At 61.7% G+C, this 24,213-nt stretch carries 15 protein-coding genes and 1 pseudogene; 6 read left to right on the plus strand and 10 right to left on the minus strand.

The window, feature by feature from the left end; translation table 11 throughout:
* Nucleotides 1-62: 62 nt before the first annotated feature.
* The 3 genes and pseudogenes from JFV30_RS22975 (at nt 63) to JFV30_RS22985 (ending at nt 3,648) form a co-directional block, all read left to right on the plus strand.
* Nucleotides 63-1,963 (plus strand): annotated as a pseudogene (locus tag JFV30_RS22975) (sensor histidine kinase).
* The gene (locus JFV30_RS22980) at nt 1,960-3,300 is read left to right on the plus strand and encodes a sigma-54-dependent transcriptional regulator (protein ID WP_201125257.1); all 1,341 of its coding nucleotides are present in this window, start codon (nt 1,960-1,962) and stop codon (nt 3,298-3,300) included. The pseudogene JFV30_RS22975 and the gene JFV30_RS22980 overlap by 4 nt, the downstream one beginning before the upstream one ends.
* A gap of 18 nt (nt 3,301-3,318) precedes the next feature.
* Entirely contained in the window at nt 3,319-3,648 is a 330-nt protein-coding gene (locus tag JFV30_RS22985; RefSeq protein WP_177324997.1) for a GlpM family protein, read from the plus strand.
* Between the two features lie 899 nt (nt 3,649-4,547).
* Here the strand turns inward: JFV30_RS22985 and JFV30_RS22990 are convergent.
* From JFV30_RS22990 to JFV30_RS23015, 6 genes are read right to left on the minus strand one after another with little or no spacing between them, the layout of a single operon-like run.
* Nucleotides 4,548-5,945, minus strand: coding sequence for a sigma-54-dependent transcriptional regulator (locus tag JFV30_RS22990; protein WP_201125258.1), 1,398 nt, complete (start codon nt 5,943-5,945; stop codon nt 4,548-4,550).
* A complete protein-coding gene (locus tag JFV30_RS22995; protein ID WP_169386205.1) occupies nt 5,935-7,713 on the minus strand; it encodes a sensor histidine kinase in 1,779 nt (592 codons plus the stop codon). The genes JFV30_RS22990 and JFV30_RS22995 overlap by 11 nt, the downstream gene beginning before the upstream one ends.
* The gene (locus tag JFV30_RS23000) at nt 7,713-8,837 is read right to left on the minus strand and encodes a GNAT family N-acetyltransferase (protein ID WP_201125259.1); all 1,125 of its coding nucleotides are present in this window, start codon (nt 8,835-8,837) and stop codon (nt 7,713-7,715) included. Before JFV30_RS23000 ends, JFV30_RS22995 begins: the two co-directional genes overlap by 1 nt.
* Nucleotides 8,838-8,853: 16 nt before the next feature.
* On the minus strand, nt 8,854-9,720 hold the full coding sequence (locus JFV30_RS23005; protein ID WP_201125260.1) for an alpha/beta hydrolase: 867 nt from the start codon (nt 9,718-9,720) through the stop codon (nt 8,854-8,856).
* Nucleotides 9,717-11,111 carry an aspartate aminotransferase family protein gene (locus JFV30_RS23010; RefSeq protein WP_201125261.1) on the minus strand — a complete coding sequence of 465 codons (1,395 nt, stop codon included), beginning with the start codon at nt 11,109-11,111 and terminating at the stop codon, nt 9,717-9,719. The genes JFV30_RS23005 and JFV30_RS23010 overlap by 4 nt, the downstream gene beginning before the upstream one ends.
* Nucleotides 11,104-11,808 carry an MtnX-like HAD-IB family phosphatase gene (locus JFV30_RS23015; RefSeq protein WP_010170212.1) on the minus strand — a complete coding sequence of 235 codons (705 nt, stop codon included), beginning with the start codon at nt 11,806-11,808 and terminating at the stop codon, nt 11,104-11,106. Before JFV30_RS23015 ends, JFV30_RS23010 begins: the two co-directional genes overlap by 8 nt.
* Before the next feature lie 229 nt (nt 11,809-12,037).
* On the opposite strand from JFV30_RS23015, the gene JFV30_RS23020 reads away from it, so the two are divergent.
* Nucleotides 12,038-12,808, plus strand: a complete 771-nt coding sequence (locus JFV30_RS23020) for a MipA/OmpV family protein (protein ID WP_010170213.1) — start codon at nt 12,038-12,040, stop codon at nt 12,806-12,808.
* Between the two features lie 846 nt (nt 12,809-13,654).
* On the opposite strand, the gene JFV30_RS23025 is transcribed toward JFV30_RS23020, so the two are convergent.
* The gene (locus JFV30_RS23025) at nt 13,655-14,311 is read right to left on the minus strand and encodes a DsbA family oxidoreductase (RefSeq protein WP_201125262.1); all 657 of its coding nucleotides are present in this window, start codon (nt 14,309-14,311) and stop codon (nt 13,655-13,657) included.
* Between the two features lie 62 nt (nt 14,312-14,373).
* Entirely contained in the window at nt 14,374-15,393 is a 1,020-nt protein-coding gene (locus tag JFV30_RS23030) for an alpha/beta fold hydrolase (RefSeq protein ID WP_201125263.1), read from the minus strand.
* A 205-nt stretch (nt 15,394-15,598) separates the two neighbouring features.
* Here JFV30_RS23030 and JFV30_RS23035 point away from each other — a divergent pair, with 205 nt between their 5' ends.
* Both JFV30_RS23035 and metR read left to right on the plus strand, forming a co-directional pair.
* Complete coding sequence (locus tag JFV30_RS23035; protein ID WP_201125264.1) at nt 15,599-21,214, plus strand: dermonecrotic toxin domain-containing protein; 5,616 nt, start codon at nt 15,599-15,601, stop codon at nt 21,212-21,214.
* A 135-nt stretch (nt 21,215-21,349) separates the two neighbouring features.
* On the plus strand, nt 21,350-22,267 hold the full coding sequence (metR, locus tag JFV30_RS23040) for a transcriptional regulator MetR (protein WP_010170229.1): 918 nt from the start codon (nt 21,350-21,352) through the stop codon (nt 22,265-22,267).
* Nucleotides 22,268-22,315: 48 nt separating this feature from the next.
* On the opposite strand, the gene JFV30_RS23045 is transcribed toward metR, so the two are convergent.
* A complete protein-coding gene (locus JFV30_RS23045) occupies nt 22,316-22,726 on the minus strand; it encodes an NUDIX hydrolase (RefSeq protein WP_177116181.1) in 411 nt (136 codons plus the stop codon).
* Nucleotides 22,727-22,774: 48 nt separating this feature from the next.
* The gene (locus JFV30_RS23050; RefSeq protein WP_010170233.1) at nt 22,775-24,121 is read right to left on the minus strand and encodes an HD domain-containing phosphohydrolase; all 1,347 of its coding nucleotides are present in this window, start codon (nt 24,119-24,121) and stop codon (nt 22,775-22,777) included.
* Nucleotides 24,122-24,213 lie beyond the last annotated feature (92 nt).

Here is a 24,213-nt window from a genome sequence, read left to right on the forward strand (position 1 = left end):
CAAGCCTGCTCCCACACGGGACCGCGCAAGCTGGCAGCTCTGGTTGACCCAAGGCATCTGTGATGAAATGCGACCCCAACCTCTTTCGCGCCGCGCCGCCATCACTTGCCGTGAAGCCTCGTCTGATTCGCCAATTGTTCCTGCCGCCGCTGATCATCGCCCTGATGATCGGACTGGGTTACGTCGGCTTCTGGATCAGCGAGTTCTATGGGATCCGCACCCTCACCGACACCGGCGAACGCCAGCTGGAATTGCACGCCCGCACCGTCGAGAGCGAACTCAGCAAATACACCTACCTGCCCAGCCTCCTGGAGCTGGAATCCAGCGTCTCCAGGCTCTTGGCCGACCCGAATCAGGAAACCCGCAAAACCGTCAACGACTACCTCGAAGGCCTGAACCGGCGCAGTCGCAGCCGGGCGATCTACGTGATGGATACCACCGGCCGTGTGCTGGCCACCAGTAACTGGCGCGACGCCGACAGTTACCAGGGTGAAGACCTGTCCTTCCGTGCCTATTTCCAGAATGCCGTGCGCGGCCAGCCCGGCCGGTTCTACGGCATCGGCAGCACCAACGGCGAACCCGGCTATTACCTGGCCCATGGCCTGGAAGAACACGGCAAGATCATCGGCGTGGCCGTGGTCAAGGTGCGCCTCGAAGCGCTGGAAGAACGCTGGCAGCGGGCGCGCCTGGAGGCCTTCGTCAGTGACGAGAACGGCATCATCATTCTCTCCAGCGACCCGGCCCGTCGCCTCAAGTCCGTGCGCCCCCTGAGCGATGACACCAAGGACCGCCTCGCCCACAGCCTTCAATACTACTGGGCGACGCTCAACGAGCTGGAACCCCTGGCCCGCGAGCGCCTCAACGAAGGCACCGAGAAGCTGACCTTCCCGGCCAACAGCGAAGTGGTGGCAGACGAGCATGAGGTGAGCTACCTGGCCCAGACCCGCCCGCTGAATGACACCCCTGGAACTTCACCCTGCTGACTCCGCTGAATGACCTGCGCCGGGCCGCCATCAACCAGGGCATCCTGGTGGCCGTGGCCTTCGCCCTGGTGGCGTTTTTGCTGATCGCCTGGAACGAGCGGCGCAAGGTGATTGCCACCCGCCTCGCCGCCCGGGAAGCCTTGCAGGAAGCCAACAACCAGCTGGAACGACGGATTGCCGAACGCACCACCGACCTGCGAGCCAGCAACGAACGGCTCAAGAGCCAGATTCGCGAGCGGCGCCAGGCCGAGGAAACCTTGCGCCGGGCCCAGGACGAACTGGTACAGGCCGGCAAACTCGCCGCCATCGGCCAGATGTCCACCAGCATCGCCCACGAATTGAACCAGCCGCTGGCCGCGTTGCGCACCCTGTCGGGCAACACCGTGCGCTTCCTGGAGCGTGGCGCCCTGGACACCGCCAGTGCCAACCTCAAGACCATCAACGAACTGATCGACCGCATGGGCCGCATCACCGCCAGCCTGCGCTCCTTTGCCCGGCGCGGCGACGACCAGGGTGAAGCCAGCCTGGGCAAGGCGGTGGACGCCACGTTCCAGATCCTCGGCAGCCGCCTGGAGACCCTGCCACTGACGGTGCATCGCCACTTCAGCAGTGCGCAGTTGCAGATCGACCAGACGCGCTTGGAGCAGATCCTGGTCAACCTGATCGGCAACGCCCTGGACGCGATGCAGGCGCAACCGGCCCCCGAGCTGTGGCTGGAAGGCGATACCGTCGACGGCAAATACCGCCTGCAGGTGCGCGACAACGGCCACGGCATTGACCCCGAGGCCCGCAAGCATTTGTTCGAACCGTTCTTTACCACCAAACCCGGCGAACAAGGCCTGGGCCTGGGCCTGACACTCTCGGCCAGCCTCGCGGCCGCCACCGGCGGCAACCTCGCTGTCGAACACCCGGCCAGCGGTGGTACTGCCTTTGTCCTGAGCTTGCCGCTGGTGAACCCTCAACAAGTCGAGTCGAAATGAACGCAGAAAAAACCACCGACCTGACCGTCCTGATCGTCGAAGACGACCCCCATGTATTGCTCGGCTGCCAGCAAGCCCTGGCCCTGGAAGACATTCCCAGCGTGGGCGTGGCCAGCGCCGAAGAAGCCCTGACCCGGGTCGGTGAAAACTTCGCCGGCATCGTCATCAGCGATATCCGCCTGCCGGGCATCGACGGCCTGGAGCTGCTGACCCGGCTCAAGGCGTTGGACAAAAGCCTGCCGGTGGTGCTGATCACCGGCCACGGCGACATCTCCATGGCCGTGGGCGCGATGCGCAACGGCGCCTATGACTTCATGGAGAAACCCTTCTCCCCCGAGCGCCTGGTGGACGTCGCCCGCCGCGCCCTGGAACAACGCGGCCTGGCCCGGGAAGTCTGGTCGCTGCGCCGGCAACTGGCCGAGCGCGATTCCCTGGAAGGCCGGATCATCGGCCGCTCCCCCGCCATGCAAAACCTGCGGGAACTGATCGCCAACGTCGCCGACACCTCGGCCAACGTATTGATCGAAGGCGAGACCGGCACCGGCAAGGAACTGGTCGCCCGCTGCCTGCACGATTTCAGCCGCCGGCATTCCCACCAGTTCGTCGCCTTGAACTGCGGCGGCCTGCCGGAAAACCTGTTCGAAAGCGAAATCTTCGGCCACGAGGCCAACGCGTTTACCGGCGCCGGCAAACGCCGCATCGGCAAGATCGAACACGCCCACGAAGGCACGCTGTTCCTCGACGAAGTGGAAAGCATGCCGATGAACCTGCAGATCAAGCTGCTGCGGGTGTTGCAGGAACGCACCCTGGAACGCCTGGGCTCGAACCAGAGCGTGGCGGTGGATTGCCGGGTGATCGCCGCCACCAAGTCCGACCTCGACGACCTGAGCCGCGCCAACCAGTTTCGCAGCGACCTGTACTACCGCCTCAACGTGGTGACCCTGGAACTGCCGCCACTGCGGGAACGTCGCGAAGATATCCTGCAGTTGTTCGAACACTTCCTGCAGCAGTCGTCCCTGCGTTTCGACCGCACCGTGCCAGACCTCGACAACCAGACCCTGTCCAACCTCATGAGCCACGACTGGCCGGGCAACGTGCGTGAACTGCGCAACGTCGCCGAGCGGTTTGCCCTGGGCTTGCCGGCGTTCAAAAAGAGCGGCGCCAGCAGTGGCAACCACGGCCTGGCGTTCACCGAAGCGGTGGAAGCCTTCGAGCGCAACCTGCTCAACGACGCCTTGCAACGCAGCGGCGGCAACCTGACCCAGGCCAGCCAGGAACTGGGGATGGCCAAGACCACGCTGTTCGACAAGGTCAAGAAATACGGGCTGAGCCACTAGGAGCGCATTGTGGATTTATTGCTGAAGGCCGCATTGGGCGCGGGGGTCGTGCTGATCCTGGCGGCGTTGGCCAAGACCAGGAACTATTACATCGCCGGCTTGGTGCCGCTGTTTCCGACGTTCGCGCTGATCGCGCATTACATCGTCGGCAAGGGCCGTTCGGTGGAGGATTTGAAGACCACCATCGTGTTCGGGATGTGGTCGATCATTCCGTACTTTGTGTACCTGGCGACGTTGTATGTGATGGTCGACCGGATGCGGCTGGAGGCTTCGCTGGCGGTGGCGGCAGTGGCGTGGTTGATGGCGGCTACGGTGTTGGTGAGTGTGTGGGTTCGCGTACACGCCTGACATACGCTTATTGAAAATGTGGAGCTGGGTGGGTGTGTTTATCCGTTATTCAGGTAACGGCCGCCTATGGTTCCGCTCTTACAGCGGGTCACTTTTGAAAGGAGCCGGAATGCCGGCCCAGCCAAAAGTAACCAAAAGGCTCTTGCCCCACCACTCGGCACCTCGCCTAGGCTCGGTGTGCCCTCACTCCGGCTTTGGACCGTGGGCCGCCGCGATGGGCCATCCTTGGCCCAGCGCGGCTAACCCGGCGTCCTGCCGGGTTACCCACGCTCCAAAGCCTGCGTTCGGCCAGCGTGGTTTAACGGGGCGCCTAAGATCAAGATCAAAAGCAGATCAACAGCACAGCGGCCTACAGGCCGGCTTGAGTGGTGTGAAGCAAAGGCAAGATCAAAATCAAAAGCGGGCACGGTCCAACTGTAGGAGCTGGCTTGCCTGCGATGGCCTCGCCTCGGCGCATCTGAAAAACCGAGTTGTCTGCATCGCAGGCAAGCCAGCTCCCACAGAAAAGCAGAGCTGCATCCGTTTCAGATTTGGTTTTCGCTTTGGCTTTTGATCTGGCTTCTACCACTCAAGCCGGCCTGTAGGCCGCTGTGCTCTTGCTTTTGATCTTGATCTGACTGCCCCAATAAGCCCGAGGCCGAACGCAGGGATTGAGGAGCGGGTAAACCGGCAGGACGCCGGTTTAGCCGCGACGGGGCAGGGACGCCCCGTCGCGGCGGCCCGCGGAGCAATGCCGGAGTGAGGGAACACCGAGCCTTAGCGAGGTGCCGACAGGCGGGGCAGAGCGTTTTGGTTACTTTTGCGCTTTTCAAAAGTGACCCGCTGTAAGAGCGGAACCATAAGCAGCCGTTACCTAAATAACGGATATGTACTCCCCCCCAACAACTGCTCAGCGCCGCCTAGCGAACAATCTTGTCCACCTGAATCCCCAGTTTCTTCAACCGGTACCAAAAGCTGCGCTCGGAAATCCCGATCTTCTGGGCCGCCGCAGCCTGCACCCCGTTGCTCTCCTGCAACGCGGCCATGATGTACGCCTTCTCCACCTCGGCCAGCGCCGCGTCCAGATCCTGGGGCACACCCGGCCCGTTGCTGAGTATCGCGCCCACCCCGTCTTCAGCCGGTTTGGAAGCAAACAGATACGCCGGCAAATCAATATCCTCGATCACCGGCGTCGCCGCGACGATGGTCGCCCGCTCCACGCAGTTTTGCAGCTCGCGAATATTGCCCGGCCAGGAATACGCCCCCATCGCCTGCAACGCCTCGGGGCTGAAACCGGTGATGCGTTTACCGGCGGTGGCGCTCAAGGTCTGGGCAAAGTGCCGGGCCAGCGGCGCGATGTCTTCCACCCGCTCACGCAGGGCCGGCAGTGGAATCGGGAATACATTCAGGCGGTAGTAAAGGTCTTCACGAAATTCTTTGTTGGCCACCGCATCCAGCAAATTCTTGTTGGTAGCCGCGATCACCCGCACATCTACCTTGCGCTCGCGCGGGTCACCCACCGGTTCAATCACCCGCTCCTGCAAGGCCCGCAGGATTTTCGCCTGCAACGCCAACGGCATGTCGCCCACTTCATCGAGAAACAACGTGCCTTTATCGGCCTGCATGAAGCGCCCGACCCGGTCCGCCACGGCGCCGGTGAACGCGCCCTTGCGGTGGCCAAACATCTCGCTTTCCAGCAAGCCTTCAGGAATCGCCGCGCAGTTGACCGCCACAAATGGCTTGTCGGCGCGGTTGCCGTGTTTGTGGATGGCTCGGGCGACCATCTCTTTGCCGGTGCCGCTTTCGCCCGTCAGCAGCACCGTGGCGTTGCTGTCGCGCACCGAATCCACGGCATGCAGCACGCGGCGAAAGGCCGGGCTATCCCCCACCAGGCTGTCGAACTGGGCGTGTTCATCCAGCTCGGCACGCATGCGCGCGTTGTCGCGCATGATGTCGCGAAACTGCAGGGCCTTGGCCACGGTGATGTCCAGCTCGTCGATGTCGAACGGCTTGGCAATGTAGTCGTAGGCCCCGTTGCGCATCGACTGCACCGCGTTTTTCACAGTGCTGTAGGCGGTCATCACGATCACCGGCAGTTGCGGGTAGCGCACCTTGATTTCCGCCAGCAGCGCCGGACCGTCCATGCCGGGCATGCGCCAGTCGCTGATCACCAGGTCGATGTCTTCCTGCTCCAGCACCTTGAGCGCGTGCAGGCCGTTGCCGGCGGTAAAGACCTGGATCCCGCTCTGGCTCAAGGCCGACGAGAGCAAGTCACAGAGCTTGGGTTCGTCGTCGACTACCAATACGTTATGCGTCATCACCATCCTCATCATCGCCGTCGTCGTCACCCTGGGCCGGAATGTACAGGCTGAAGGTGGCGCCGGCATCTTTCTCGCTGACACATTCAATGCTGCCGTCATGACTTTCCATGATCGAGAAGACTTTGGCCAGACCCAAGCCCGTGCCCGAGGCCTTGGTGGTGACGAATGGCGTGAAGATCCGCTCGATCATGTCCGGCGGAATACCCTCGCCGGTATCGGCGATGCTGATCACTGTGTTGCCGCCCACGCTGTGGATGCCCAGGGTCAGGCGACCGCCGCCAGGCATCGCGTCGATGGCGTTGAGAATCAGGTTCAGGCAGGCCTGCTTGAGCTGCTTGGCATCGGCATAAATCGTCGCGCCGGGGGCCTGGTCATCGATTTGCGCGTCGATGTTATGAGTCGACAGCTCAGGCCCGCAGAAGCCGAGGATTTCCTCCACCACCGGCCGTGCCGCTTGCACTGTGCGCAACGGCGCGCTGGGTTTGGCGAAGTCGAGGAATTCGGTGATCAGGTCGTTGATCCGGCTGACCTCGCTGATCACGTATTCGAGGTGACGCTTGTCGGTTTCCGGCAAATCGACGCGGCGGTGCAGCAACTGGGTGGCGGTCTTGATGATGCCCAGCGGGTTGCGAATTTCGTGGGCCAGGCCCATGGCGACCTCGCCCAGCGCATGCAGGCGGTCGCGGCGGCGCAGTTGCGCCTCCAGGTGATGCAACTCGCCGAGGCGCTCGGTCATGTGGTTGAAGGTGCTGCTCAGTTGCGCCAGTTCGTCGCCGCCGCTGACCGCCACGCGATGCTGATAGTTACCCGAAATCACCGCGCTGACGCCTTCGGACAAATCCCGCAGCGGGCGGGTCAGGCGTTGGGACACCAACATCCCGGCCGCCAGGGACAAGGCCGAACTGAGCAGGAAGATCAGCACGAACAGGTTGCTCTGGTTCACCAGGCCCACCAGGCTGGTGTGCCGCAGCAGGCCACTGAAAATCACCCCTTGCAGCTCGCCGGCATCGTTGAAGATCGGCCAGTACAAACCGCTGTAGTTATTGGTGAACTGTTCGCTGGGCTGCTTGGTGCTGCGCAGCGCGGCTTCGATATTCGAAGGAATCCGGTTGGGGTGATCGACGAAGCGCTGGGTGGAGAAAATTTCCGAGAAACCGGTGGGGTTGGCCAGGTACAAGCGCAGGTCCAGCGAGTGCACATCGGCCACGCTGGTCAGGAAACTGCTGTCCAGGTACGTGGCCACCAGCAGTTGATAGTCAACGCCGTCCTCGCTGGTCTCGAAGGTCGACACCACCACGCCGGTGGTCACGCCAGCCACCTCGACCGTCTGCAGCACCGCATTACTGGCCAGGTTGATTTGCTTGACGATGTCATCGGCGGCCGTGCTGAAGACAATCTTGTGGTCACTGCTGCGGATCAGCGCGACCACATCGATGTCGGTGGCGGCGGCAATGTCGGCGGTCAGTTTGTCGTGCTTCTCGGCCTGGCGCGACGACGGCGGCTTGGTGTAGCGCAGGAACAGCTGGGCGACCCGGGCGTTGTCGTGGAGGATGTCGCCGATCTCGTCCTTGACGATCTTGGTCGACTCCTGCAGCCAGATCCGCACGTTGCTGTCGAAAATCTGCGACAGCGTTGTGGCGGCCAGCTCCGCCGCGATCATTGTCGGGATCACGGTGACCAGCCAGAACGCCAGCACCAGCTTGCGCTGGACGCTCCAACGCGAAATGGCAAAGGGGCGGGCTTTTTGGCGGGTCTTGTTGATCATCAGGTTTCGCTTATCGCAGCAGCCATGGCAGGGTCGGATCGATCCGGTCGGAGAAACACTTTTGCAACGAACAGCGCACGGTTGACCAGCCAGTTGCGGTGGCGGAAAAACATACTGTTGCCCTGGAACTCGCAGCCCAGCAGCAACTTGCTGGCATAGCCGGCCTGACCGCACTCATACAACGCAATGTCATGGCGAATACAGTAGTCGATATTGGTTAACCAACTGCGCACCGCCAGGCTGTATTCGCGGCTGTAGTCACTGTCTTCGCCGAAAAACTTGTCAATCAGGCGATCCTGGTTCAGCAGGATCAGGTTGAACGCCACCAGTTGCTCGTCCACCCAATAAAGCACACAGACCGCACGTTCTTGCAGCTGTTCAAGGATACCGGTGAAATAGCCCGCCGGCAGTCGCTCGAACTGCAGGTCGGAACGTTCCAGGGTGGCCTCGTACAGCGCCATGATGCGCGGCAGTACGTCGTCGATATTACGTCGCCACTCAATGCGAGGGCCAGGCGCACGCAGTTTGCGGCGCAAGTCCTTGCGGGTGGCTTTGTCCAGGGAACCCAGGTAGGCGTCCACTGAACCAAAAGGAATCGGCAATAATGCCGTGGGCAGGCTGGGCATGCTCTGGAAACCCGCGCCAAGGCAGCTGTTTGACCAGCCTTCGTCCTTGGTCGGTGCGTCCTTGACCGCTACCAGCCCGACGCCGAACGCATCGGCATCCCGGCGTGCGGCGGCGAGTAACTGCGCAAGCAACGCCTCGCGCCCGGATTCGGGAACATGACTGGCGACACCCGCATTGCACTGTTCCGCCACCGGCGAGCCGATGGCATACAGGCCCAGCTTCAAAACACCCGGCCACAGTCGCTCCAGGCGCTCGGTAAAGCGCTTGCCTACGCCCGACACCGTGGTGTCGAGGCGATAACGCGTAATGAACGCCGGCGCGACCGCCACCAGCGTTGCCTCGTCAAACACCGCGAGATACCGCCACTGAAAATCATCAATGGCGGCATTTTCCACGGCCACGTAATAGTCCCAATCCTCCAGGGCATCGGGAAAACAGTCGTTCCAGGCACTGCGTTCGATGGCCCGAATGGTCGAAAAGGCTTGGGCGGTGATCACGTCAAATCCTTAGGGTTCAAGCCAGCTGTCGATAATCTTCAGGTGCCTCTGTGGCGTGTGCGTGTTGCCCGACAAACTCGGCGCTCAACTCGATCACCCGGCGGTATTGCAGGTCGACGGTGATCATGTGGTAGCAGTTATCCAGCAGGATCTTGGTCACGGGGCCGCCGAGGTGGCGCTCCACGTAATCGGCGTTCCAGCGGCTGGTGATGTCATCCTCGATGGAATGCAGTACCAGGGCCGGGGTCTTGATCGATGGCATGAGCTTCTTCACCACGGCATTCATCCAGTGCAACTCGCGCACCGTGACGCCCTCCATGGTCAACAGCCCCGCTTCGCTGCTCTCCCCTTCCTTCATCTGCCGCTCGACGATAGCCCGCAGGCGCTCGTTCTTGATGCCGTAGGGCGGCTTCTCAGTGAAGCGGAACAGGCGCACACCGAAGGGAATACGGATCAGCAACGGCGTGATGAACGCCATCTTGTTGATGCTCCAGCCGTCGTACTTCAACGTGGTGGAGTACATCAACAAGCCGGCGACCTGGCCGGGAAACTGCGACGCCACGTACATCGACATCACCGCGCCCATCGACAAACCGCCGACAAATACCTGCTCGTGGCGCTGCTTCACGCCGACGAACGTCTTGCGGACGCCTTCGTACCAGTCCTGCCAGCCAGTGGCTTGCAGGTCGCTGTTGTCCCCGCAGTGGCCGGCCAGGGTCGGCACGTACACCGTGCAGTTACCGACCTTGGCCAACCCCTGGGCCACCCGACGGAGTTCCGTCGGGGTGCCCGTCAGGCCGTGGATCAACAGGATCCCCACCGGACCGCTACCGAGAACGAAGCCGGCATCACCTTCACCGAGGTCGATCTCGTGGCTGATCACCGTTTGGTCGCTCGCACAAGCAGTTGCTCGAGCAGCTTCAGGCCCAGGTCGATTTCCGGGTAGCTGATTTCCAGGGACGGTGCCAGGGTGATCACGTTTTTGTAGTAGCCGCCCACGTCGAGGATCAGGCCGAGTTTCTGACCGTCAACCACCATGTCGCCCTTCATGCCTTCCTCGACCATGTAGTCCAGGGTGGCCTTGTCCGGCGTGAAGCCGTCCGGGGCGCAGATTTCGCAGCGCAGTGCCAGGCCCAGGCCGTCGACGTCGCCGATGATCGGGAAGCGTTTTTGCAGCTCTTGCAGGCCGGCCAGGAAGTATTTGCCCTTGGCCATGACCATCGCGCCGTAGTCGACTTCGCTGGTCATCTTGAACATTTCCAGACCTACCGCGGTACCCAACGGGTTGGACGCGAAGGTGGAGTGAGTGGAGCCTGGCGGGAAGATTTTCGGGTTGATCAACTCTTCCCTGGCCCAGATGCCGCCCAGCGGGTTCAGGCCGTTGGTCAGCGCCTTGCCGAAGACGATCACGTCAGGTTTGACGTCGAAGTGTTCGATCGACCACAGCTTGCCGGTACGCCAGAAGCCCATCTGGATTTCATCGACGACCATCAGGATGCCGTGCTGGTCGAGGACCTGCTTGAGCTCGCTGTAGAAGTTCATCGGCGGGATCACGTAGCCGCCGGTGCCCTGGATCGGCTCGACGTAGAAGGCCGCGTATTCGCTCTGGCCGACTTTCGGGTCCCACACACCGTTGTATTCAGTTTCGAACAGGCGGGCGAACTGCTGCACGCAGTGGCTGCCGTATTCTTCCTTGGTCATGCCTTTCGGGCCGCGGAAGTGGTACGGGAACGGGATGAAGTTGGCGCGCTCGCCGAAGTGGCCGTAGCGGCGACGGTAGCGGTAGCTCGAAGTGATCGAGGACGCGCCGAGGGTACGGCCGTGGTAGCCGCCTTCGAACGCGAACATCAGGCTCTTGCCGTTGGTGGCGTTACGTACCACTTTCAGGGAGTCTTCGATGGACTGCGAACCGCCCACGTTGAAGTGCACGCGACCGTCGAGGCCGAATTTTTTCTTGGCGTCGACTGCGATCATTTCCGACAGCTCGATCTTGCCTTTGTGCAGGTACTGGCTGGCGATTTGCGGGAGGGTGTCGATCTGCTGTTTCAGCGCGTTGTTCAGGCGCGGGTTGGCGTAACCGAAGTTAACGGCCGAGTACCACATTTGCAGGTCGAGGTAAGCCTGGTCTTCGGTGTCCCACACGTAGGAGCCTTCGCAACGGCTGAAAATACGCGGAGGGTCGATGTAGTGAACGGTGTCGCCGTAGGAGCAGTACTTGGCTTCTTTATCCAGAAGAACCTGGTCTTCTGCGGTGGCAATACGGATATCAGACATGGTGGAAGAGTTCCTGATTGTCGGAAGAGGTGCTGAAGGAGGTGGCGTTGGCGGCGATGCCCTGAGGCAGCTTGGCCAGCAATGCCGGCAGTTCGGCGAAGGTGTCGAACCGCACGTAGGGGATGTTGTTGGTTTCGCAGTAGTCGGCCAGGCTGGCCTTGGCGAAGACGAAGTCGGCGGTGGAGGCCACGCACATGTCGGACTTGCCGTCGCCGATCACCAGCACGCGCTTGTTGCGCGGGGTGGACTTGCACTTGCAGTTGCCGGAAGCCGCGCGGCAGGCATCGCTGGAATACGGGAAGTCGATGCGCCAGCTGTTCTGGTCGACCTGGCGCAGACGGTTGGCGAGGATCGGCAACAAGGTCACGTAGTTGCGCGACAGAATCCGCGCGATGCCTTGTTCGATGCCATCGCTGACCACTTCAATGGAAGCGCCGAGGCCCATGACATGGTCGACGAAATCCGGGAAATCCGGGTCGATCTCGACGCTGTCGAAGTAGGCCAGCAACTCGGCGGGAGTCGCCTTGATCAGCGCCAGTTGACGGCTCAGGCATTCGCGCGAACCGATGTGCCCATCCAGCCATTCCTGTTCGATGGTTTCCCACTCGGGACCGGCGAAGCGTTGGAGGACGTTGTCGATGACGTCGGTGGGGGTGATGGTCCCGTCGAAGTCACACACGATATGCCAGTGAATCATCTGCATTTACCTATGAAGTAGGAACGCGCTGTTGCGCTTGCAGGGGATAGAGCACGGAGTGTGCCAAGTGCCAGCAACCCCTGTTTTCAAGGGGTTTGGCGGGTATCGGCGTGTGGTTGTGTCGGAACTGGCTACAATTTTTGTAGCTTGCTACAACCTAGATGAGTGCTTGCCTAAGGCAGGGTGTTTGCGCGTTCATGCGCGCATGTTCACAAAAGGAAATGGCTCCATGTTCAGGGTTACTTTTGCTGTATTCGCCGGTTTGCTGGGGCTGTGGGGTGTTTCCGGCGCTGCGCTGGCGGACGGGATCACCGGCGAGGTCGGCGCGGGCGTCAGCTATCAGCCCCATGATCCGACGGGCAGCCGCTACGAAACGCGGCCCATTCCTTACTTCGATCTGGATTGGGGGAGTGTCAGCCTGGGTACCGACGACGGGCTGACCTGGAGTGCCCTGAATACCCAAGGCTTTACGGCCGGGCCTTATATCAATTACCTGCCGGGGCGGACTGCCAACGGGTCGTTGCGGGGCTTGCGGGATGTTTCGGATATGGCTGAGGTCGGGGGCTTTATTCAGTACGCACCGGCTGAGTTCTGGCGGGTGTATGCGCAAGTGGGCCAGGCCGTGGGCGGTGCGCGGGATCAAAGTGGCGTGGTGGGCAAGCTTGGGGGTGAGCTGGGTTATCCGTTGGGGAGCGGCATCATCGGCAGCACCGGCTTGATGGCGCACTTTGCCGATGCGCGTCAGGCGCAGACGTTTTTCGGGGTGGATGCGAACGAGGCGGCGGCTTCGGGGTTTCGGCCTTATAACGCCAGTGCCGGGTTTCAGAACCTGACGTTGACGCAGAGTTTTGAGTTTCCCCTGGATGCGAAGTGGTCGCTGTTGACCAGTGCCAGCTGGATTCACCTTGTTGGTTCGGCGGCCAATAGCAGCATCGTCAAGGAAACCGGGGATGTGAATCAGGGGCAGGTGCAGACTGCGATCAGCTATAAGTTTGATTGAGCTGGGGGTATATCCGTTTTTTGGGTGATGGCTTCGATTGGTTCCGCTCTTACAGCGGCTCACTTTTGAAAAGCGCAAAAGTAAGCAAAACGCTCTTGCCCCACCACTCGGCACCTCGCCTAGGCTCGGTGTGCCCTCACTCCGGCTTTGGACCGTGGGCCGCCGCGATGGGCCATCCTTGGCCCAGCGCGGCTAACCCGGCGTCCTGCCGGGTTACCCACGCTCCAAAGCCTGCGTTCGGCCAGCGTGGTTTAACGGGGCGCCTAAGATCAAGATCAAAAGCAGATCAACAGCACAGCGGCCTACAGGCCGGCTTGAGTGGTGTGAAGCAAAGGCAACATCAAGATCAAAATCTACAGCGGGCACGGTCAAATGTGGGAGCTGGCTTGCCTGCGATGCAGACAACTCGGTACATCAGACACACCGAGGTGATGCCATCGCAGGCAAGCCAGCTCCCACAGAAAAGCAGAGCTGCATCCGTTTCAGATTTGGTTTTCGCTTTGGCTTTTGATCTGGCTTCTACCACTCAAGCCGGCCCGTAGGCCGCTGTGCTCTTGCTTTTGATCTTGATCTTGATCTGGCTCTGACTGCCCCAATAAGCCCGAGGCCGAACGCAGGGATTGAGGAGCGGGTAAACCGGCAGGACGCCGGTTTAGCCGCGACGGGGCAGGGACGCCCCGTCGCGGCGGCCCGCGGAGCAATGCCGGAGTGAGGGAACACCGAGCCTAGGCGAGGTGCCGACAGGCGGGGCAGAGCGTTTTGGTTACTTTGCCGCTTTTGCAAAGTGACCCGCTGTAAGAGCGGAACCAATAGCCGCCGTTACCAAAAAACGGATATGTACACCGATCAGCCTTTGGAAGCCTCACTGATAATCTGCCGAATCGCCCCGACAAACGCCTCAGCCGGCTGCCCACCACTCACCGCATATTGATCATTAAACACAATGGTCGGCACCGAGCTCACCCCGCGCGACACCCATAACTGCTCCTGCTCCCGCACCTCGGCCGCATACTCATCCGAAGCCAGAATCTCCTCTGCCCGCACACGATCCAGCCCAACCCCCTCGGCAATAGCTGCCAACGTCCCATGATCAGACGGATTCTGCTGGTCAGTGAAATACGCCTTGAACAACGCTTCCTTCAGGTTGTACTGCAACCCCTCAAGCCCGGCCCAATGCAACAGGCGGTGCGCATCAAAGGTGTTGTAGATCCGGCTCTGCCCGTCAGTGCGAAACGCAAACCCCAACTCCGCCCCCATGTCGCGAATCCGCGCGCGGTTAGCCTGGGATTGCTCAGCCGTAGAGCCATATTTCTCAGTGATGTGTTCAGTAATGTTCTGGCCTTCAGGCGCCATGTTCGGGTTCAGCTCAAAGGGCTGGAAATGAATCTCGGCCTGCACCTCCGGCCCCAACTGGTCTAGGGCTTCGGTCAGCCCGCGCAGGCCGATGATGCACCAGGGGCAAGACACGTCGCTGACGAAATCGATTTTCAGGGGAGTACTCATGACTAGGCAACCTCGCTGGCTATAAACGCCGGAAAGGTCCCACGATACACCCCGTTACGCCCTTACAAAACCTTGGCGGGCGTCACCGCGTCGATCTGCGCCCAATGCGCCGCATCCTCGCGATGGGCCTGCAGGTACGGCAATACCGCCGCCAGCAACGGCGCCTTGAACGCCTCCTGGAAACGATGGGCCAGGCCCGGGATCAGCCGCAACTGGCTGCCCTGGATATGCGCCGCCAGGTGCACGCCGTGCATCACCGGCAACAGCGGGTCGGCGGTGCCGTGCACCACCAGCGTCGGCACCCGCAGCTGGTTCAGCAACGGCACCCGGCTGGGCTCGGCAAGGATCGCCATGATCTGGCGCTTTACACCGTCGGGGTTGAACGCCCGGTCGTAAGACTGCGCCGCCTGTTGCAACAGCACCTTGCGGTCATCCTTCACATAAGGGCTGCCCAACGCGGCCAGCAGGTCGGCCTGTTGTTCCAGGGCCACTTCGCGATTGGGTGCGCTGCGCCGCGACAACAGTTGCACCAGGGCCGCACTGGGGGCGGGCAGGCCTTCGGCGCCGGAGCTGGTCATGATCAGCGTCAGGCTTTCCACCCGCTGCGGCGCCATGGCCGCCAGGTGCTGGGCGATCATCCCGCCCATGCTTGCGCCCAATACGTGGAATTGTTGGATGTGCAGGCCGTCCATCAGCCCCAGCGCGTCGTCGGCCATGTCCGTCAAAGTGTAGGGCGCCGCCACCGGCAGGCCGAGTTTGTAGCGCAGCACTTCGAAGGTCAGGTTGGCGCTGGCGGGCGCCTGGCGCCAGGTGGACAGGCCGACATCGCGGTTGTCATAACGAATCACCCGAAAACCCTGCTCGCACAGGGCAACCACCACTTCGTCCGGCCAGTGGATCAACTGCCCGCCCAGGCCCATCACCAGCAGCAAGGCAGGGTCGGACGCACGCCCGATACTCTGGTAGGCGATGCTTACCTGAGCCAGGTCGACCGTTTGGGTCGGGACATTGACATCACATCGAGACGCCGCAAAAGACGGCAGGCCGAACAGTAAAGCGGCCAGTAAAAACAACACGCGCATGAAAAACACCGAAACGCAGAACCCCAGTAGAGCGCGAGTCTGATGAAGTTTGTTCAAGCGCGCTGCCACAGTTCCATGACAGTTTGATGAAGAGTGCCCAGCGGTCATTGCGACATCGGGATACCACTTCATGCCCTGCGCACTCACGTGTAATCGCAGGCTTGAAGAGGAGCATCCCGCCCCTCCCCACGTAACCCATCTCACTATGACTGACGAACACAACACAACAGAGCGCTTCGCGCGCATCGACGAGTTCAACTATTCAAGCCACCTGGGGCGCCTGTGGGTCGATGAAAGCCTGTTGCTTTCGGCGACCCAACGCTGGGCCGACTGCCAGCAGGCAATGCTCGACCTGATGGCGGGTATTCCCGACACCCCGGGCCTGGTCACGCGCCTGCTCAGGGAGCAACTGGACGTAGATGGCAATACCGCCGGCCTGCGCGGCACCAACAACGCGTTTATCAGCTTGAGCAATGCACTGGTCTTTGTGCAGCAGAACCCGATGCTGCCTGCCTCGCTTGACCAGGATTACATCGTGGTCGGCCTGGACCGAAAACACCGACTGTTTGAGCTGTCCCCGCGGCAACTGCTCGACCACCTGAAGACCGCTGACCTGAACCGCTTCGTCGCTGAGCACTGGGACCGCTACTGGAACGCACGGGCACCGCACACGCCGGCTTCGCGTCGGACCCGAGTCAACCAACTGTATAAAAGCCACTTCGAAGCCGCTGCCCAGGTGGCCTTTGCGCTTGGGCAGCTGAGTACCGATCAACTCAAGCCCGTCCTCACGATGCTGGACCTGCCCAACGCCCCTGACCGCACCGTGTATGCCGAGCGGCTGAGCTTCAAATCGGCCGATGGCCGGGCCCTGCCCCTGCACACCGCGCTGGTACTGAGCATCGACACCGTGCCCTTGACCGCCCAGTTGCTGTACACGCCCTTCAGGCAACCGGTGTTCCAGCTCTTCAGCGAACGCACCGAGTTGGAAAGCTGGTTGATTGCGCAACAGGATGAGCTCCTGGGATCGACCCCAAAAAAACCGGCCAGTGAAATCGACTACACACTGACCACCGCCCACCTCACCGACGCCATGGACGCCTGGCTTGCCGAACGCGGCTCCCGGCTACAAGCAGCGCTGAGCGAAAACACTGGCACTGACCTGGCCACCCATGGCCCCACAGCCCTGGACGCCGCCGACCAGCGCTACCGCAACCTGCGCGTAGAGGGATTTTTCACGGCAGTGCCGTCCTCCCCCACTCCGATAACGGAAGACCCAGACACTACCCCGCAACCCTTTGGCCTGCTCAATGCCGACCTGCCGCTCAACGTGCGTCTGGCCACACTCAGGCAGCAGCGCCTGGCCCTGGAAGCCCTGCTGGACCCTGAACACGCCGACCCATTGCACAACCTGAAACCGCATCTGGACACCTTGAGCGCGGCACAAAATGCCGCCCAAACCGCCGCCACTTTGCTCCTGAAAAACAAAACCGGCCTGCAGCTGCGACAGCTGCGCCAGACCCTCGAACCGGCCTACCACGCGCTCCACGCAGCGCGCCTGGAGGGTGTGCGCGCCGAAGCCGAGATCCAGCAACTGCTCGGCCAAATCAGCCACGACGAATACCTGCGACTCAAGGCCGTACTGGATTACCCCAATCGCCGGGATCGCAGCCTGCCGGTGGCCGCCTGCCGCGTGGTACTCAGCCAGAGCACACGCAGCGTTGATCACGGCAGTACCGTCGTGCGCAGCCAGGATCTCAATGGCCCGCTGGCGATCATCGACGCATCCGCGCTGATCGAGCCCGTGGCAGACGTGGCGTTATTGCTCTACTGGCCAGGCCAGGCGGGCGGCCTGCAACGTTTTGCCTCGCTGCAGGCGTTGCAAGCCAAGCTGTTCGGCATTCACGGCGACGATGATGTGCTCAGCTTGCACCTCGCGGAGGTGCTCACCGAACCGTTCGACTACAGCCTGCAAAGCCAGCTGCAGGATTGCGCGCAAAAAGCCGTGCAGATCATGGCCCTGCACCCTGACGCAACCCAGCAGTCCCAACAAACCGCCGCGCTGAACGCGCTGGTGGAAAAAAGTCTCCCGGAATGGCAAGTACACCGTCACGCCGCACGGGAGCTGGCGTACACACAACTGCTGGAGCAACAACGCAGCGTCGAACTGGCCCGTCAACGTCCGCAATGGGTCAGTGCACTGTCCAATGACCAGGTGGCCGAACTCAAGCCGGCGATCGCCGCCAGTGTTGATGCCATGCGCCACTCCCAACAGTTGTTTCAGCGAGACCTGCCCTCCGCCAAAAGTTTCAGCCAGCAGCAGGTGGATCAACGCCTGCGCCGGGACTTTTCCCTCAAGCAAAACTTTACGCTCACGCTGGACCTGCCGGAAAAGGTTGAACAGCAGGTACTCGTGGGCAAAGGCGCACCCGGTTCTTTTTCACCACGAACCGTGAACAAACCAAGTGCCGCGCGCAGCAAGGTCAAGCTCCACGAACTGGCACTGTTTACCGTCGACAAAGCCTTGCAGGATCGCCTGGAGTTCATGAAAGTCGAAGTCACCAGCACCGATGAAGCCGAGCGCCAACGCCTGCTCAGAGGAGTCGACGCGCCGTACGCAAGACGGCTGATTTCGGAGCTGGACGTCGCTCAACAATACGAAGACCGGATCGTCGCGACCTTCCTCGGCCGCCCCGGCCAGTCCACTTTCAGCGACGAATACCAAGCGCAAACACTGCTGGAGAACTGGCGCTTGCTGCTCCAGTTGCAAAGCCGTATCGCGCAGGTGCGTGGCCACCTCAATGCCGACGCACTGCAGATCCTGGGCATCGCCATCGACGCCAACTCCCCTGAAGCCTGGAACGCAGGTAACCGCCGGATCGTGCTCAAACCGGCGTCTCTCACCGTCGGCGGCAGCGACACTGGGAGCTACAGTGCCACGTTGCTCGGCGTGACCTTTATCGAAGAACAGACCAGCGGCGTCACCCTCCTGTATTTGCCGGACCGCATCGACGGCCAGTTTTTTTATCGTTTCGACAACCTGGAATCGGCCCGCAAAGCCCTGTTCAACTGGTGCCTGCGCGACGAAATGAGTCAGTACCTGGCAGGTCGGGCACTGGGCGGCGAGGTAGAGAAACATGCCCACCGTATCAAACAGGCCGTGCTCAGAAATTACGATGCAATCATGGGTGTTGGCGTCCCCTGGCCCGCCTCGACCTCGCTGGCGAAAAACCTGCTCAACGTCCACATGGGTCAAGTACTGGAAGCCCATCGCGCAACGTCGCGTTCCAACAGCACGCAACTGATGCGCGAGCTGGCGGGCAGCGGCGCCCAGGCGGTGTACTTCATCAAGCTGGCCATGGGTTTCGTGCCGTTTATCGGCACCGCCATTGGTCTTTACGATGCGTGGGTGATGGCGAACCTGGCCGTGGCGGCGTTCCTGCGCGGCGAGTTGCAGGACGGTTTTGACGCCCTGGCTTCGTGCCTGCACGCGCTGATCGACGCCGGCGTCGACCTCGGCACCGGGATGGGCGTCGCCCAAAACGCCAGCAAATCCCGCGTGCGCCTGCGCCAATTGGAAGGGCTGAGCCAGAGCGCGGGCGCCTTGTCCCCGCCTTCGTTGCGCAAGTCGTTAAACATCGCTGGACGCTTCGCCGGGTACGAATACGAACAACCGATCTCCCTGCACGGCCTGCAACCTCACCACGAAGGCATCTACCGCAACGTTTATCGGCACCCTCAGGGGGATTTCATTCTCAGCCAGGGCCGTGTCTTCGAGGTGCAACTGGATGTCGACCTGCACACCCTGCGCATGAAAGGCACCCGCACCCGCAGCTACAAACAGCCGATCGTGCTTGACGAGGCCGGCGAGTGGAACACCCACGGTGCGGTGTACGGCACCCTGGTCAACGGTGGCCTCGCCGGTGGCGGTGGCGTGCTCGGGCACCTGGCGGACCGGCTTGATCCGATCTGGCCGCTGGCGATTCGTGAGCGGTTGCCGGTCTGGTGGACGGATCGCGCCTGGCGCCAGCAGTTGCGTCTGCAGGACGAAGCCATGGCTCTGGGTAATGAGCTAAGCAACCGGATCCAGCGGGCGAAGCGACTGGAATTGATTTACCTGAATGCAGAACCGCAAAACAAACCGACTGCCCGGAACGAACTGTACGAGTCCTTGCGCGCTGCGAATGATGTGGCGATCCGTCACGATCGTGCCGTAGAACAACTGCCCAGGCCGGTCGGCCGGGAGGCGATCAATGGACGACAGGGCCTGCGCCAGGCCAATGCCGCAATCATCGTGAGAAACAGCATTGAGCTTGCCAAAGGTGCTCGCCGCGACCTGCAGGTGCAAGTCACGCAATTCGGCGCACTGACCATCGACAGGATCGACACCGCCAGCGTGATCAACCTCCTCAAACAACGCAAAACCATCAGCATCAAGGTTCGCGAGACGCTCGATGACCTGGAGCAACACGCTCAAACGGCCAACGCCTGGCACGATAAAATCAGAAACGAGCGGGAGTTCCAGTACACCGAAACCGATCACACGCGCTTGCCAGACCACCGCAGATCCCATACCGAGCTGAGCGCTGATCTGGCAGAGTTGAACACCAATTTCGGCGCGGATTATCGCCGCTACCTCAGGTTCAGGTTCAGCCTCGAAACGCTTCACCACTTCGAAACTATCAGCGAATTTTCCTGGTTCTATTTGCGCCAACAGACACTACAACGCCATATCGAAGTCGCACGCACCCTCTATGTCCACTACACACTGGACCGCTCCAACGCGACCCGCTCTCAACGTGTCACCCTCCTGGAAGGCTGCATCCAGGGCTATGAGACATTCAGCCGCGACCTGAAAACCTGGAACCTGGGTTATCCGCAACATTTCGACCAACCGCGCCTCATCGAACTGCTCGCCGACCTGGAAAAAATGGTCGAGCTGGCCCACCGAGACATGGGCCTCACGCCCACCCGGCCGCGAAACGCCACGTTCAATGTATTTGCCACCGACGAAAACCAATTGCTGATCGGCACCGAAACAACGCCCCCGAATAGCAGAACGCGCCAATTCACCATCGAAAATCCTGCGGGCCCGATCGAAACCTGGAACGTTGACCCACAGAGCAACCGCGCACGCCTGGATGCTCCTCCCCCTCGGCAATCCGCGCCGACCACCGACAGCAGCCTTGCACGCAGCACCCTGGTCAATGAAGCGCAATCCCGGCTCAATGGCCTGGACGGTTACAAACACAAGATCCAGAACTATGCGCAGCAGAACACGGCACCTGTGGACCTGGAGTACATGCTGGTCAGCGAAGCCGGCGAGCTGACGGTGCGCGCCAACCGTATCCAGCGCGTGGCGCCCGACGAAGCCATCATTGGTCAACTGCGCAGCAAAGCCCAAGAGCTGACAGCGGCCGGGCGCAGCCTGCGTATTCAGCAGTCGATGATCAGTCAAACACCGACCGGCGCGTACCTGGACCACCTGCTTACGCCCCATCCGACGGACCCAAAGCGCTATGTACGCCTGAACAAACTGGGTGAACGTATCGCCAACGGAAGACGCCAGGACGGACGCCCGGACTTTTACCAGGAGTACGCCGTACATGACCTCACCCAAACCGGCGAGCCAGTGCTGTGGTACGCCCACGCCCATTACGACTCGGCGAGCACGCCGTTCGACACCGTGGTCAAAGCCCACCTGAAACTGCCGGAGCAGCGCAACCTGGGCCTGGAATGGCAAAAGCAACAACCCGCCCACAACCCGATTTGGCGCGGTGATATCAGCCGCACGCTGTTCATCAAACACTTCGCCAACCTCTAAACCTGCATGCACCACGCCGCCCTCCCGGGCGGCGCGGTCGCCATTTAAACAACCGCTCCACTGTCGACAGGCATCGCAACATGAGACAAACTCACCCTATTCGAATTTGTCACAAGTTATATTCATGGAGAGCCCGTGCTCGAAATCCGTCATCTCAAGACCCTGCACGCCCTGCGCGAAGCCGACAGCCTGGTGGAAGCCGCTGAACGCCTGCACCTGACCCAGTCCGCGCTTTCCCACCAGTTCAAGGAGCTTGAGGAACGCCTGGGCATGCCGTTGTTTGTGCGCAAGACCAAGCCGCTGCGCTTCACCAGCGCCGGGCTGCGCCTGCTGCAACTGGCGGACGCCACCCTGCCCCTGCTGCGCGGCGCCGAGCGTGACATCGCACGCCTGGCCGGCGGCACGGCCGGTCGCTTGCACATGGCCATCGAGTGCCACAGTTGCTTCCAGTGGCTGATGCCGACCATCGACCAGTTCCGCGACGCCTGGCCGGAAGTCGAGCTGGACCTGGCCTCCGGCTTCGCCTTCGCGCCGTTGCCGGCCCTGGCCCGTGGCGACCTGGACCTGGTGGTGACCTCCGACCCGCTGGAGCTGCCGGGCATCACCTATGTGCCGTTGTTCACCTACGAGGCCATGCTCGCGGTGGCCAACCAGCACCCGCTGGCGAACAAGCCGTACATCGTGCCCGAAGACCTGATCAGCGAAACCCTGATCACCTACCCGGTGGAGCGCGACCGCCTGGACATCTTCACCCGCTTCCTGGAACCGGCCGATGTGGAACCGGCCCAGGTGCGCACCTCGGAGCTGACGGTGATGATGATGCAGTTGGTGGCCAGCGGTCGCGGTGTGTGCGGCATGCCCCATTGGGCACTGCATGAATACAGCTCCCGGGGGTATGTGAAAGCCAAGCGGCTGGGAGAGAAAGGCCTGTTTGCCACGCTGTACGCCGGGATTCGCGCCGACATGCTCGACGCGCCGTACATGCGCGACTTTTTGCTGACGGCCAAGGACACCTCGTTCTCGACCCTGGATGGGGTCAGCGCCGTACGCTGATGAACAGCGGGTACCTGTGGCGAGGGAGCTTGCTCCCTCGCCACCGTTTCACGCACCCGTTAGAGACGCGCGGTAGAACGGCAGGATCAGGTCCCGGGTCAGGGGCGCGAGGTGCAAATCGCCGTCGCCGGCCGGGTCGATCCAGCGCACCTCTTCAATCTCGGCGGCCGGGGTCACCGGCACGTCGATGTGCACCTGGAACAACTCGGCCTGCACCACAAAACCCGGCTCATTCGCCGCCGGGGCCGAGAACTGGCCCAGGTACACCGCTGCCGCCGGATCAATCCGCAGGCCCAGTTCTTCGTGCAGCTCGCGGGCCAGGGCCTCGGCAGGTTGCTCGCCGGCGTCGATCTTGCCGCCCGGCTGCATAAAGGCCTGGGTGCCGCGCTTGCGCACCAGCAGGGTCTGGCCGTCGCTGCCGATCAGCAGGGCGGCGGCGATGCGAATGGTGGAGGTCATGGGAGGGTCGCCTTCGATACAAAGGCGCAAGGATCCCATGAACCGGCCTCAACCCGAAAGCAGCGCCTCATCCGGCGCTTTGATAAACACGCTGTACTTCGCCCCCTCCATGGCCTCGAACGCAATCAGCTTGTCCACCAGCGGCAGGTTCAGCACCTTGCCGGCGTTGAGCAGCAACATGCCGTTGTCGGCGTTGAGGTTACGCGCCAGTACCATGCCTTCGGCCAGCTCGCGGGTGGTCAGGACTTTCACGGTCGGGTCGCCCAGGGTCACGTCGCTGAGGAACGCGGCACAGGCCTGGATAAAGTCTTCCACCATGTCCGGGTCGTAAAGACGCCCGGCGTATTTGCGGATGTAGAGCAGCGCTTCGTCGCTGTTCATTTGCCGCTCCAGGATCAGGCCGCGTTGCAGTTCGATAAAGTCCACCGCCAGCTTCAACAGGCGCGAGCCGAACGGAATCGCGTCACCCTTGAGGTGGTCGGGAAAGCCGCTGCCGTCCCAGCGCTCCTGGTGATGGCGAATCAGGCGCGCGGCATCTTTCATCGGCTCCAGGGTCATCAGCAACGATTCACTCTGGGCCGGGTACGCGCGGTAGCGTTCACGGTCGGTGCTGTGCAGCAGGTCGGAGGGCGACACCATCATGCTGTCGCTCCAACTCAGCTTGCCGATGTTATAGAGCGCGGCGGCCATGGTCAGGTCGCGCGCGCTGGCTTCGTCCATGGGCTGGAACTTGCAGTACACGCGGATCAGTTCGATCAATTGGCGGTTGGTCTGTTTTTCCTTGGGCAGCCGCAGGTTGGCCAGCAGCGAAAACACCTCGGTACCGGTCACGTAGCTGCGCTTGAGCTCATCGTAGGCCAGGTCGAGCATGTCGGCGGTCTGCTGCAGCTCGGAGGTGCGCGCCACGACGCGTTTTTCGAGGGTCGCATTGAGGGCTTTCAGCTGGTCGTTCTGCTCGCGGGTCAACTGTTCAAGGCGCAGCCGCTCACGCTCGGAATGCTGGTGCTCCAGGGACTGGCGCAAGGTCAGGAGCATTTCCTCGTCGTTCCAGGGTTTGCTGATGTAGCGGTGGATCTGCCCTTCGTTGATCGCCTTGATCATCATGCTCATGTCGGCGTAGCCGGTCAGCAGGATGCGCGTGGTGGCCGGGTACAGCCGGTGGGTCTCGGCCAGCAGCATCGCACCGTCCATGGCCGGCATGCGGGCGTCGGTCATGATCAGGTCGATGGGCCGGGCCGCCATGATTTCCAGGGCCTGGGCGCCGCTGCCGGCCAGCAGCACGTCATAGGGTTGGCCACGCAGCAGGCGGCGCAGGCTGTTGAGGATCGACTCTTCGTCATCGACCAGCAGAATCGTGGGGGTGTAGGGGGCAGTCGTAGCAAGTTGCTCGTCCATGGCGACACCTCCTCTCAATGACACAAAATTGCACCATTGCACCCCGGTCATCATCAATCGCTGTACTTGCAGGTGCATTGAGCGCTAGATGA

Origin of the sequence: Pseudomonas sp. TH32, assembly GCF_016650855.1 — a bacterium.
In the GTDB taxonomy this organism is placed as follows: Bacteria; Pseudomonadota; Gammaproteobacteria; order Pseudomonadales; family Pseudomonadaceae; genus Aquipseudomonas.